This is a genomic window from Aurantimicrobium photophilum (assembly GCF_003194085.1).
GTDB lineage: Bacteria > Actinomycetota > Actinomycetes > Actinomycetales > Microbacteriaceae > Aurantimicrobium > Aurantimicrobium photophilum.
The window spans coordinates 666,859-679,711 of record NZ_CP023994.1 but is presented as its reverse complement, the minus strand read 5'-3'; the positions used below and the strand labels follow the sequence as shown (position 1 = coordinate 679,711).

General features: G+C 54.0%; 12 protein-coding genes and 2 tRNA genes. 2 read left to right on the top strand and 12 right to left on the bottom strand.

Annotation, left to right across the window (positions count from 1 at the left end; translation table 11 throughout):
* Window positions 1-60 precede the first annotated feature (60 nt).
* The gene (locus tag AURMO_RS03420; RefSeq protein ID WP_110233166.1) at window positions 61-1,101 is read left to right on the top strand and encodes a helix-turn-helix domain-containing protein; all 1,041 of its coding nucleotides are present in this window, start codon (window positions 61-63) and stop codon (window positions 1,099-1,101) included.
* Window positions 1,102-1,229: 128 nt separating this feature from the next.
* On the opposite strand, the gene AURMO_RS03415 is transcribed toward AURMO_RS03420, so the two are convergent.
* The 3 genes from AURMO_RS03415 to AURMO_RS03405 all read right to left on the bottom strand — a co-directional run bounded on the left by AURMO_RS03415 (window position 1,230) and on the right by AURMO_RS03405 (window position 3,564).
* Window positions 1,230-1,303, bottom strand: a tRNA-Ile gene (locus AURMO_RS03415).
* 22 nt (window positions 1,304-1,325) lie between these two features.
* Entirely contained in the window at window positions 1,326-2,519 is a 1,194-nt protein-coding gene (locus AURMO_RS03410) for a glycosyltransferase (protein ID WP_110233165.1), read from the bottom strand.
* 7 nt (window positions 2,520-2,526) lie between these two features.
* Window positions 2,527-3,564, bottom strand: coding sequence for a DMT family transporter (locus AURMO_RS03405; protein ID WP_110233164.1), 1,038 nt, complete (start codon window positions 3,562-3,564; stop codon window positions 2,527-2,529).
* 42 nt (window positions 3,565-3,606) lie between these two features.
* On the opposite strand from AURMO_RS03405, the gene def reads away from it, so the two are divergent.
* Window positions 3,607-4,170: a peptide deformylase gene (def, locus tag AURMO_RS03400; protein ID WP_110233163.1), complete on the top strand. Its 564-nt coding sequence runs from the start codon at window positions 3,607-3,609 to the stop codon at window positions 4,168-4,170.
* On the opposite strand, the gene AURMO_RS03395 is transcribed toward def, so the two are convergent.
* From AURMO_RS03395 to AURMO_RS03355, 9 genes are all read right to left on the bottom strand, one after another.
* Window positions 4,167-4,481, bottom strand: a complete 315-nt coding sequence (locus AURMO_RS03395; RefSeq protein WP_110233162.1) for an AzlD domain-containing protein — start codon at window positions 4,479-4,481, stop codon at window positions 4,167-4,169. The genes def and AURMO_RS03395 overlap by 4 nt on opposite strands.
* A complete protein-coding gene (locus tag AURMO_RS03390; RefSeq protein ID WP_110233161.1) occupies window positions 4,478-5,248 on the bottom strand; it encodes an AzlC family ABC transporter permease in 771 nt (256 codons plus the stop codon). Before AURMO_RS03390 ends, AURMO_RS03395 begins: the two co-directional genes overlap by 4 nt.
* 87 nt (window positions 5,249-5,335) lie before the next feature.
* A tRNA-Asn gene (locus tag AURMO_RS03385) sits at window positions 5,336-5,408 on the bottom strand.
* Window positions 5,409-5,475: 67 nt separating this feature from the next.
* On the bottom strand, window positions 5,476-6,519 hold the full coding sequence (locus tag AURMO_RS03380) for a D-isomer specific 2-hydroxyacid dehydrogenase family protein (protein ID WP_110233160.1): 1,044 nt from the start codon (window positions 6,517-6,519) through the stop codon (window positions 5,476-5,478).
* Window positions 6,520-6,522: 3 nt separating this feature from the next.
* On the bottom strand, window positions 6,523-8,439 hold the full coding sequence (gene dnaG, locus AURMO_RS03375) for a DNA primase (RefSeq protein ID WP_110233159.1): 1,917 nt from the start codon (window positions 8,437-8,439) through the stop codon (window positions 6,523-6,525).
* Window positions 8,439-9,746, bottom strand: coding sequence for a deoxyguanosinetriphosphate triphosphohydrolase (locus AURMO_RS03370; RefSeq protein WP_110233158.1), 1,308 nt, complete (start codon window positions 9,744-9,746; stop codon window positions 8,439-8,441). The genes dnaG and AURMO_RS03370 overlap by 1 nt, the downstream gene beginning before the upstream one ends.
* Window positions 9,746-10,930 (bottom strand): tRNA dihydrouridine synthase DusB, encoded by a 1,185-nt coding sequence (gene dusB, locus AURMO_RS03365; RefSeq protein ID WP_110233157.1) that lies wholly within the window; start codon window positions 10,928-10,930, stop codon window positions 9,746-9,748. Before dusB ends, AURMO_RS03370 begins: the two co-directional genes overlap by 1 nt.
* A 60-nt stretch (window positions 10,931-10,990) precedes the next feature.
* Window positions 10,991-11,638, bottom strand: coding sequence for a DsbA family oxidoreductase (locus AURMO_RS03360; protein WP_110233156.1), 648 nt, complete (start codon window positions 11,636-11,638; stop codon window positions 10,991-10,993).
* Window positions 11,635-12,819, bottom strand: coding sequence for a glycosyltransferase family protein (locus AURMO_RS03355; RefSeq protein ID WP_162532657.1), 1,185 nt, complete (start codon window positions 12,817-12,819; stop codon window positions 11,635-11,637). The genes AURMO_RS03360 and AURMO_RS03355 overlap by 4 nt, the downstream gene beginning before the upstream one ends.
* Window positions 12,820-12,853: the final 34 nt, after the last annotated feature.

Genomic DNA, 12,853 nt, shown 5'->3' with positions numbered 1-12,853 from the left:
CTGTGAGTGTTGGTAGAGCTACAGTTGACCGTCTTTTGAGAACCGACGAAGGGAATTCCTGTGCCACAGCAATTTGAAGCAGACTCTGGATTGTTCTTCACCGATAGCGGCCCAGATAGTCCTCATGACATCAACAAAGTCATACGGGCGAATATGGCATTCCTCAAACAGCAGGTTCTCCAAGACAAAGTCGAATCGCGATGGGTTGAAGAACATGGCCCGCAGTGGGTGGAGAAATTTGAGAAATCGACTGGCTACAAGGAGATTATTGAAGACAGCTACCACCTAGCAACGCTCGAACAATACATTTCAGAAGAGCTTGAACTCGATGGTTGGCACTTCCAAGACCCAGAGAAAACATTGCCGATGGTCACAAGAAAAGCTGTATCTGAAGGAACAGGTATCAGCGAGGGGCGGCTAACCAATATTGACCAAGAAAAAACAGAATATGGGACTGGTGCAAGTGAGGGTGGTCAGCCCATGACGGTTGAAGAGTTACTAAAACTCGCTGTTTATTTCGATGTGACTGTGGCCTATCTCCTTACCCCGCCTTCCGACTTCATCAAAAAGACTGCAAATTTGAAACTTCCACTTTCACATGGGAAGGCTCAAATGGAAATTTCAACTTCAAATTGGATTCTTTGGCTTCACAACTTACTTCCCCTCCCCCAACAGGATTCTGTGAGGTTCGAAAGAAATCATTCTTACCCTTCACTTTCGGTGGAAGCACTTGCCAGAAATGCTCTTCCCGAAAAAGTTGGAGTACGACGTACCGTCACGGAAACCCGAAGAAGTCGAGTGTCATTAGTCAAGTCACTTAAGGAGTTTGGCCCGCTTAGTAAGACTGATGAGCAAAACGCATTGGACGGTTTGAAAGACCCCGAAATGAAAAATACACGCCTCAATGACAATGTCATCTTTCAAAATCGAGGGCTTTTCGTTGAATTGCGGAAAGGAATTCGAACTTCAGTCAGAAAAGAGGAACCAACCTCATTTCTCGCCAAAATTCAAAATTCTGGCTCCAAAGCAATTAATTTCTATTTCGGAATCGCAAAATTTTTGAGGGCGCAAGACCTACGTTCAGAGAAATCCATCACTTGATGTGTATGAGTTTGTGTATGAGAAATCTGACTAATTCTGGATAAATCTGGAAGTTTGAGGTCAAGAATCACTTATGCTCTAAACGTCCAGTTGCACTGAATTATCAAGGTTTTATTGAATTATTACTGTAGGGCGGACGGGACTTGAACCCGTGACCGACGGATTATGAGTCCGCTGCTCTAACCAGCTGAGCTACCGCCCCTTGTGGTGTTACGAGTAAAAGTTTAGTCGTCTGTGAGCTCAGGGTCTGGGTCAACAACCACTTGACCACGGTAAAGAGCTTCGAATGTGTCCAGAGTTCGCGTGATGTCGTGACCGCGAATGAACTTCAAGGAGTTGTTCTTCATACGAAGAAGCTCTTCCTTATCTGCGGTGAGAACCTTGACCAACTTGTCGCGGAGATCATCCACATCGTTGGGCTCGAAGAGATAGCCGTTCTCGCCATCGTGGATGAGATGAGGCAACGCCATAGCATTAGCTCCCACGATGGGAAGTGCCGTCGCCATAGCTTCCATGGTCGCAATGGACTGAAGTTCAGCGATAGAGGGCATTGCAAAGACCTTGGCACGTGTCAGAGCTGCCTTGAGCTCATCATCTGAGACGTAACCAGTGAAGGTGACTTTGTCATTCAAGCCCAGGTGTGCAACCTGCTGTTTCATCTGCTGAAGAAGATCTCCACCGCCGACGAATTCAAGTTTTGCATTGAGTTCAGGGGGAAGTTTGCGGAATGCCTTGAGGAGAACATCAAGCTTCTTCTCGCCCGTAATACGACCAACAAAAACTATGCGGTTCTCACCATCAGTGTCGAAGTTTGGTGTGTAGTGGTGGGCGTTGATACCGCAGGAGATCGCGTGAACGTCGGTGAGATGAGTGTATTCCTCGAGGAAGTTTGCTGCTCGACGCGTGGGGGTGGTGACGGCCTCTGCACGGCCAAAGGTGCGCGCAGCTGCTTTCCACACCAGGCGAATCACACTGCGCTGAGTGGGTCCAGGGAGAAGGGTGAACTGCATCATGTTTTCGGGCATGAAGTGGTTCGTGCCAATGATGCGAATACCGCGGAGCTCAGCTTCCTTAGTAAGCCCACCACCAACGATGAGGTGGGACTGGAAGTGAACTACGTCTGGCTTGAAGTGATCGAGTACTCGAGCAGAGTTGTGGCGCACTCGCCAGGGAATCATGTAGCGGAGCCAGTCGTGCGGATACCAACGCCAGCTCTTGATGCGATACATCGTCATCGGCTGACCTTCGTGGGTTTCCACCCAGGTTCCCGACTTACGTCCGGCGGCAGGAGCCATGACACGAACATCGTGTCCACGCTCAACAAGGCCGGCGGCTAAACGTTCAGCGAACTTAGCTGCTCCGTTAACGTTCGGACCGAAGGTGTCACACCCAATCAGGATGCGTAAAGGTTTCGGCATAGTGCCTTTAGTTTACGGACTTGGCCTTCTTGATGACCTCTTTAGCACCGTGTGCCGCTGCATTCACTTTTGCCTTTGATTCAGCTTTTGCGCCCTGGAAACCAGCTTTTGCCTCGGCACCTGCTTCTGCAAGTGGCTCATGAGCATCAGGGTGGTATTTCGCCAGAAGGAATACACCGATGACGGCAAGGACACCAGCAACGATGTAGGCCACAATCGCCCACGGTGGAGCCTGTGATGCCTCGTCGAGGATGACGATACCGATGGTCACCGCAACGATGGGATCGATCACGGTCAGACCTGCAATCACGAGGTCAGGCGGACCAGAGGAATACGCGTTCTGAACAAAGAGTGCGCCCAGAATGGTGGCCGCCAGCAGAGCCGCCAAGCAGGCCCAGGTGAGCCAATCCGTTGCACCGTGAGTAATGCTCGTGATGACAACCTTGGCCAAGGTGGCTACAAAACCATAGAGAACACCAGCACCCACGATGTAATACAGCGCGGAAAGGTGCTTACGGAAGATCAAATACAGTGCGCCAAAGATGGCGAGAACAACAATCAAAATGATCAGAATCTCGGCAAGATCTCCCGAGGTCATCGGGGCGTTCACTGCGGTGAATGCAGCAATCGACACGAAGATACCGATGCCACCGACGCTCAACGCGATCGCAATGACGGATTCTTTATTGAGACTGGTTTTGCTCACACGAGAGTTGAGGATTGCTGTCATCACCAGTGCCACGGCACCAATGGGCTGAACCACAATCAACGGTGAGAAACCTAGTGAAATCAGCTGGAACAAGATCGCTCCACCCAAGAGCAATGTTCCGGTGAGCCAGGACGGGCGGCGGAAGAGCCCGAGGAGTTGCTTGAAGTTCAGTGAAGAACTTCCCTCGTCGCCATCACTGCCGACCTTGCCCACACCACGGTGCTGAAGCTGAGCGCCAATAGACATCAACACAGCACCGACCAGCGCGAAAGGGATACCAATGAGCTGAGATGGTTCGAAGTGGACCTGTGTGAGGTCGGGCAAGTCGCCAAGCATAACTAGAACGCTACCTTGCCAAGCTGCTAATAGGCTTGAGGCATGACCGTGCGCCCCATTGTTATCTCAGGTGAACCCGTCCTCCACGAACCCGCTGCGCCGGTGACCACGTTTGATGACGAGCTTCGGACCCTGGTTCAAGACATGTTCGACACCATGGATGAAGCTCCTGGTGTGGGATTGGCCGCTCCTCAGGTGGGCGTTGGCCTCCAGGTTTTTGTCTATGACTACCCCGAAGACGATGGGACACCACGACGTGGTGTGGCCATCAATCCCACACTCTTGATTTCTCCGGTAGAAATTCGCGACACCACCGACGCCGATGACGAGGGTTGCCTCTCCTTTCCCGGGGAGCGTTTCCCACTCGTGCGAGCCGAGAAAGCTTTGCTGCGCGCAGTAGATCTCGAAGGAAAACCTTTTGAGATCGAATGCGACGGTTGGTTCGCCCGCATCTTCCAGCACGAATACGACCATCTGCTCGGCTACCTCTACACCGACCGCCTGGACTACGAATTCAACAAGCAGGCGTCCAAGATTGAACGCAAGCGCGGCTGGGGTAAGCCCGGTAAGTCCTGGATGCCCGGCATTGACAACCTCGAGGACTAGGCCATCCAGCCGAGGTTTCTCAGCACCACTGCCACGATTCCGGCAACCGCGACCACCACGATAAAGGGCACGCGGAACGAGAACAGGATGGCTGCCAGGATGACCGCAGGTATGCGGGCGTCTAACGCGATCGCTTGACCAGATCCGAGCGTCTGAACAGCAACAAGTGCCGCAAGCATGGCAACCGTTAACAGGTTGGTCACACGGGTGAACTTAGGCTTTTCCAGCATGCTTTGTGGAATGAGATAGCCGGTGTATTTCACGGCGAACGAGAGTACCGAGGCGATGATCACGGTTAACCAGAGAGTCATGATGTTGCCCCCTCATGCCCTGGATGGAATCCAGGAGTATCCAACGGCTCGGAAGCATCATCTGGTTGAACCTGCGCTGCGGGTTCGCGGTGTAGCCAGTTGGTCAAACCAAATACCAGCGCAACAACAGCTGCTGCCAGAACAGGAACGCCCGGTGGCGTGAAGGGAATCAACAGCGTTGCCAGCACGGCTGCGACCATGGCAACCGCAGCAGCTTGTAACTGCTTGAGGCGTGGCCACAACAATCCCACAAAGGCAGCTGCCGCGACGGCATCTAAACCAAATTGATTAACGTCACCGACAAGATTGCCCAGCAATGCTCCGGCAAAAGTGGCGAGGTTCCAGCCGATGTAGATCGCGATACCGGTGGTCCAGAAACCAACCTTCTGCGCACTTTTCTCATCTTGAGCAATAGCAACTGCAGTGGATTCATCAATGGTGAGCTGAGCCGCAACGAGGCGTCGCCACCAAGGCCCATCCCCCACAATCGGTGCCACACGCATGGAATAGATGCCGTTACGCAATGCCAAGAAGGTACTGGAAGCGATTGCAGGAATTCCCGCTGCAGCACCACCCGAGGCAATGATGCCAATGACGGCAAACTGTGACCCGCCAGAGAACAGCACCAAAGACAAGAAACACGTCTGCCATACGTCGAGACCGGCAGCAACACTCAGTGCACCAAAAGATACACCGTAGGCGGCCACGGCAATGCCGACAGAGATACCGGTTCGCAGGGCGCGCTTATCAGCAGCAGATAAAGCCACGGCGCCTCCTCAACACGAACACCCCCACGCTACCGAAGAGTGCAGGGCAAGTAAAAAGCCCCTGGTCGTGAAGGACCAGGGGCTTCGCTCCCCGACATGGACTCGAACCATGAACCTACGCATTAACAGTGCGTTGCTCTGCCAATTGAGCTATCGGGGATTGCTTTTAGGCGTTTTTATATTACCCCAAATGAGACGGTGCAAAAACCGCACACGAGACAGGCTCTCTAGTAGCCGGCTTCGGTGTCCACAACACCGGTGAACTGCTCCCCGGCAATGAACGCCGCAACGTTGCGAGAGATGCGTTCTGCCAGCAAAGGTGCGGTCATATCTGGCGTATCTGCCATGTGTGGCGTGATCAACACATTCTTTGCCGTCCACAACGGGTGACCATCGGGCAAAGGCTCTGGTTGTGTCACATCCATGGCTGCGCCATAAATCTTTTCTGCGTTCAATGCCTCAACAAGAGCATCAGGATCCACCAGTGGACCTCGAGCAATGTTGACTAACACTGCAGTGGGTTTCATCAAGGCAAGTTCTTCTGCACCAATGAGGTGCGTGGTCTCCCCTGTGAGCGCGGCAGCAACGACAACCACATCGGCGGTGGGCAGGACCTTGTGCAAGCGGTTGGTTGTGACTGTACTGGCAGCGCCAGGAACCTGGCCTGCCGAGCGTCGCACGACCGTGATGTGGGTGTTGAAAGGTTCTAGTTGGCGAATGAGTTCCCTCGCAATACCGCCAGCACCAATGATGACGACGTTCTTGTTGAAGAGAGATATGCCCTTGGGTTCAGCATCCCAACTGGTGGCACGAATACGGCGAGGGAAGAGTCTCAACAGCGCAAAGATCATGCCAAAGGCATGCTCTGCCACGGGCTGGGCGTAGGAACCTTTGGCGCTGGTGAAAACTAAACCAGGGCGTGAGAGTTCACTGAGCACTTGCGCATAGGCATCAACGCCAGCCCAAGGCAATTGCACCCAGGTCAGATGAGGGTTCGCTGCGAGCACCTCACCAAGTTCAGAAGACTTTGTATAGGAAAGCCAAACCAACCCTCGAGTATCCGGACCCAAAGGCTGAAGGTCTCCCCCAGCCTCAATGACGGCATCACGGAAAACCTGACTTCCACCAATGGTGTTGTCGTCATGGTTTTCAGGCAGGACTGCAATAGGGCCAGATTCAACCCGAGGTGCAGCAGCCGATGTTGTTTCATCACCCAAGACAGCAACGTGTTGAGGAACCTCACACACGCAGTCTTTCTGACGAATCTTCATGGACTAATCCTCGCGCAGTGAACGGCGCTTTGTCTCCAGCTCGAGAAGTTCGCGCTGGATTTCACGGCTGACTTCACCCTGATCAACGCTGGTGCGCTGGAGGCGACCCACGAGCTCAGACTTTCGTCGAACGAGGTCCCGTTCAATCAGTGAAATCACCACACCACGGCAGTAGGACTGGGTCTGCTCAGCATTTTTCTGCGGCAGAGGTGCTACAGCTAACTGGGTAACTAAGGGCTTGAAATCGTGAGGCAGATCATTCTGGATGCGATCGAGCCAGGTTTCTCCACCCAGTTCATTCACATTCGCACCAATTGCGTCACGAACAGTGGCGAGGTTGGCATCCATAATGGCGGATTGAACGGCATCTGCCGCGAGTTCTAGACCTACTAATTCTGGGTATTGAATGAGCGCCATCATGGCGTCACGCTCAAGACGGGTGGATGGATCATTCTTCAGCTCAAATACCCGTGGACCTTCAGGTTCAGCAACTGCTTCCCCCGCAATATCTGCTGGTGCACCTGCTGGACGGGCTGTGGCAGGGCCTGCATAGCCTTGTCTAGCCCCTTCTGAAGTGGTTTGCATGCCTTTGGAGCGAGATGCCTTCACTGCGTTAGAAACTGCCACCTGCGCCTCTGAAACATCCACGCCGGTCAGTCGAGCTAATTCGCGGGTGTAACCAGGGCGAAGCGCAGAGTCACGAATATCTGCCACCACTGGTGCTGCTTCACGCAGTGCGGCAACACGACCTTCGACGGTGTCGAGGTTGTAGTTCTTCAGCATCTGACGAATGACGAACTCAAACATGGGCACCTTGGCATCCATGAGGTCACGCACAGCTTGCTCTCCACGTGCCAAACGCAGATCACAGGGGTCAAGACCTTCTGGAGCAACAGCAACAAATGTTTGCGCTGCAAAGCGCTGTTCTTCCGCAAAAGCACGCATGGCGGCTTTCTGGCCGGCAGCATCGGGGTCGAAGGTGAAGATCACTTCACCGAGCCCCGAGTCATCTCCCATGATGCGACGAATGAGTTTGATGTGCTCCACACCAAAGCTGGTGCCACAGGTCGCCACCGCGGTTGTCACACCAGAGAGATGAGCAGCCATGACGTCGGTGTAACCCTCGACCACTACGACGCGACGGGTTTTGGAAACATCTCGCTTGGCAAGGTCTAACCCGTAGAGCACTTGCTGTTTGTGATAGACCGGTGTCTCAGGAGTGTTGAGGTATTTGGGACCCTGGTCGTCGTCAAACAACTTGCGCGCACCAAACCCAATGGTCTGTCCGGTCACATCTCGAATGGGCCAAATCACACGACCGCGGAAGCGGTCATAGACACCTTTGTCACCCTGTGAGAGCAGACCTGCCTGGAGCTGTTCTTCTTCAGTGAAACCCTTGGTCTTGAGGTGGTCACGAAGTTCGTTCCATGCCTTAGGCGCATAGCCAATACCGAAGTGCTCCGCAGCTGCTTTGTCGAAGCCTCGCTCACCGAGGAATTTGCGCCCCTCGGCAGCTCCAGGGGTGGCCAGCTGTGCCACAAAGAATTCAGCTGCTGCTGTGTTGGCTGCCAGAATACGTGAACGGTTCCCCGACTCATTGGGCTTGCCAGAGCCTTCTTCGTAGTGGAGTTCAAAGTTGATGCGCTGGGCAAGCCGTTCAATCGACTCCGTGAAGCTGAGGTGATCCATCTTCTGAACAAAGGTGTAAACGTCACCTGATTCACCACACCCAAAGCAGTGGAAGTAGCCCACGGTGGGTCGAACATGAAAACTCGGAGAGCGCTCATCGTGGAAAGGACAAAGCCCCTTCATTGAGCCAACACCCGCACTCTTCAAGGTGACGTAGTCACCAATGACATCAGCAATATTTACGCGCTGCTTGAGCTCTTCCACGTCTGCTTGGCGAATACGGCCGGCCACTAGACAATCACCTGCGCAGAGTTATTGCCACCACAGAGGCGGTTATGCCACGCAAATGCCGATTGATCGGTCAGGCTTGCAACCTGGTCAATGACAATGCGGCGACGAACCGCTTCATCCGTGGTGTGGTTCCAGTCATCTGCAAAGTGACGATCCAGTACGTCAGGCCCTTGTTCAAACAAGGTATTACACAGATCCGTGAGGACTTCACGCTGCTGGGTATAGACAGGCTGACGCGAGTTCGTGGTCATCACAAACGCCGCAACAATTCCCTTGAGCACAGCAATCTCTGCCCGAACTTCGGCAGGAACAATGACGTTGCCACCAAAGCGAACCAGGTTCTGCTGGGGGTGTGCTTCACGGGTGGCGTGAACTGCTGCGTGAGCAAAACGACCAATGAGCTGGCTGGTGAGGTTCTTCAGCTTCGCCTGAGCAATGCGCGAACCATCCCAGGTGTCGACCCAGACATCGAGGTTGTCGAGTCGATCAAAGGCAGCAATGAGTTCATCGTGGGTGAACTCACCACCAATCCACTCAAACATGGAGTCCACGAGCTCATCGTGATTGACCCGGGCACCGAGTTCCCCTGCGTCCACGTAACCGTTGAAGATGGCATCTTCAAAGTCGTGAACAGAGTAGGCAATGTCATCGCTGAGGTCCATGACCTGTGCTTCAATGCAGCGCTGGCGATCTGGTGCGCCTTGGCGCATCCATTCGAAGACATCGAAATCATCGGCATAGAAGCCAAACTTGGCACGGCCTGTTGGATCAATGACAGCTTGCTGTTCTGGCCAGGGATACTTTGTGCTGGCATCCAGGCTGGCGCGGGTCAAGTTCAGGCCAAAGCTGCGACCGTTGGTTCCAAATACCTTGGGCTCCAGGCGAGTAAGCAAACGCAAAGTCTGCGCATTGCCTTCAAAGCCGCCGATGTCTGCACACCAGGTGTTGAGTGCCTTCTCACCGTTGTGACCAAAGGGCGGGTGGCCAATGTCATGAGCGAGGCTGGCGGTGTCGACCACATCTGGGTCGAGGCGCAGACGCCCGGCAATCTCACGGCCCACTTGGGCAACCTCGAGTGAGTGTGTCAGACGATTACGGGCGAAGTCGAGACCTGCTGTGGGACTGAGGACCTGAGTCTTGGCAGAAAGACGACGTAGAGCACTGGAGTGCAAGAGCCGAGCACGATCACGGGCAAAGTCGGAACGACGTGACGAGTGAGTCTCTTCGAGCATGCGCTCAGCATCGAACTCTGAATAGCCGGGAGTAATCACCGGAATAGAGGCAGTTTCATGAATGTGATCAGACATTAGCCACCACTCGCATCGATTTCAGCGTGGGCAACAACTGCCTTCTCAGCATCACTGAGAGCTTGGGATTCAAGCCAACGATCGGGTAGAGACGGACGCTTGGGCGTGCCCTGACGACCACGCTGACCTTCAGCATCAGCGCCCGGGTAAGGAACAGACCAGTCAAGCTGCCCAAGAAGGTCGTCCAAGTGCTGCAGGCTCGTCACCTGAGCCAGCTGAGAGCGGACGTCTCCCCCAACGGGATAACCCTTGAAGTACCAGGCCATGTGCTTACGAATGTCTCGGCACGCATGTTCTTCGGTGTCAAAGAATTCAATCAACAACTCAAGGTGACGACGCAGCGTCGCTGCGACATAACCCAAGGTCGGTTCAACCCGGTTGCCGGGTTCTTGTAAACCAGCACGCTCGCGGAACGCAGCGTCCAATTCGGCGAAGAGCCACGGGCGTCCTAAACATCCGCGCCCCACCACAACGCCGTCGCAATCGGTCTGCTCCATCATGCGAATCGCATCTTCAGCTGACCAGATGTCACCATTGCCCAGAACGGGAACACTCGTAATGGCTTGCTTGAGCTCACCGATCGCGTTCCAGTCAGCGTGACCGGAGTAGAACTCGGCGGCAGTGCGACCATGTAGTGCAATGGCCGCTACACCGGCACCCTCAGCAGCTTTACCCGCCTCAATGAAGGTGAGGTGGTCAGCGTCAATGCCTTTACGCATCTTGATGGTGAGGGGAACGTCACCAGCAGCTTTGACGGCTTCTTCGACAATCTCTCGAAAGAGATCCTTCTTCCATGGCAGTGCAGAACCGCCACCCTTGCGGGTGACCTTGGGCACCGGACAACCAAAGTTCAGGTCGATGTGGTCAGCACGGTTCTCTGCCACGAGCATGGTGACGGCTTCACGCACCGTCTTGGGTGCCACACCGTAGAGCTGAATCGAGCGCACTTCTTCACTGGGGTGAGTCTGGATCAAGTGCATGGAACCAGGCGTGCGCTCGACAAGTGCACGCGAGGTAATCATCTCGGAGACGAAGATTCCGGAGCCTTGCTCACGGCAGAGGCGACGGTAGGCCATGTTGGTAATACCTGCCATGGGTGCGAGTACGACAGGAACTTCGGCCTGAATCGGCCCAATGTTCAAATTGCCCGCCCGGGCACCTGTCTTCACACTCGTCATCGTCATTCGCTCCTGTGTTTCAAGTATCCCACGTTGTGAGCTGGGACTGTAGCGAAAAAAGGAGAGTTACTCCCTGTTTTCTGCAGCTTCTGTAAGTGCTGCAGCAAAGGTTGCTGAATCCTGTGCACCAGAGATGCCGTATTTGCCATCGATGACATAGAACGGAACCCCATTGATGCCATAGGCCTGCGCCTGAGCCATGTCAGCCTTCACTGCTGCGAGGTACTCTTCATCGTTGAGAGAACGCAGCACATCTGCCTCATCGAGGCCAATTTCTGCAGCAAGTTTGGCGAGGTTTTCACTCTTTCCCACATGCTCACCGTCAATGAAATAGGCCTTGAGCAGGCGTTCCTTCATTTCGAGCTGCTTGCCCTGAGCCTTGGCATAGTGCAGAAGTTCATGAGCCTTGATGGTATTGGTTTGGTGCACAGCGTCGTAGTTGTAGTTCAAACCCACACTCTCGGCAATGCCGGTCACGCGCTCAAGCATCTGGTGCACCTGTTCCACCGGAATGCCCTTGCGTTCACTGAGGTATTGAACAGGATCACCTTCGTAGTCCACGGGAGTATCTGGCGCTAGCTCAAAGGAGTGGTACTCGATCTCGACGGGACGGCCATAGAGCTCTGCACCCTTTTCGAACTTGCGCTTGCCGATGTAACACCATGGGCACTGCACGTCAGACCAAATATCAACCTTGATGGGTGCGGTGGTCATGAGAAATCCTTTGCGACGAGTTCGATGATGGTCTGGGCTGCTGATGCGGGTTGGGGCCGAACGGCCTTCACGAGTGCAGCAATCTCGGCACTGCGATCTGGCAGTGTTCCTTCCTGGGCTTGCGCGATTGCCCCTTCAACCTCAGCCATCGTATGAACGGTAACGGTGGAGGCAGCAGCAATATTCCCTAAAGGAGAGAAGTCCCAGTGCACGCTCTTCTCCCAGAAGATGGCAGGTTTGCCCGTCACCAGCGGATACTCCGCAAGGAAAGAGACACCGTCTGTTAACAGTGCATCTGAACCGAGAAGTATCGAGGTGAGCGGTGCTCCGAGATCAGTGAAGGTGTTGGGCAACGCATCCCATCGTGCACGCCAGTCATCGACTTCCTCTTGAGTCATGACTTCTCGGTCCGTCATCGTGCCAAAGAGGAACGGGTGCGGACGGAACACGATGTCCATCTCAGGATGCTGTTGGGCAAAAGCAAGCATGGGTTCGCGCTGGTCGTTGAAGTGTCCAAAGTTCAACCAACGATCGGCATAGCTGTGATGTGGTGCCCACAGCAGTTTGAATGGTTCTTTTCCACCTGGCAGCTCGCGAACAATGGGCCATATGGAAGGCACATCTGTTTTAGCCGCCATCAGTGCATCAATCTTGGGTGTGCCTGTCAGGAAAGAATGATCGGCTCGGCCGTTGGCATCAAAAGCTGCCTTAGTGTCGGCATCTTGGAGAAATACCATGTGTGCCAGTTGGTGAGTGGGCTGCGTGTATTGATGCGGGGCAACTCCCGACTCCCCCGGTTCTTGCACGAGCGAAGTGGAGAAGTAGGGCACGTAACAAACCTTGGTGAACTCGACCAGCTTCTCTATCTGGTAGTTCTTTTTGTAGTTGCGCTGCCAGGGGTAGTTCAAGAACACATAATCGGGTGCGAGTTCTTTGAGACGTGCAAGGCCATCTTTGCTTTTTTTGAACTTAAATCTTTCGTGCTCAATTCCTTGGGACTCCAGAAAGGCACTGACCTTCTTCTCATCACGAAACTTGTCATACCCGGTCAGCTTGCGCGGAAGTGACACCACCATGGGTTCAAAACGAGGATCAGCCAACATGCCACGATAAATGGCATCAAGGGCGTCCCAGGCTTCAAAGTAGAAGACCAGGAAAACCACACGGATTGGTCGGCTCATGCCTCGACTTTAGGGTTTGAAACTGGCGTCTGCA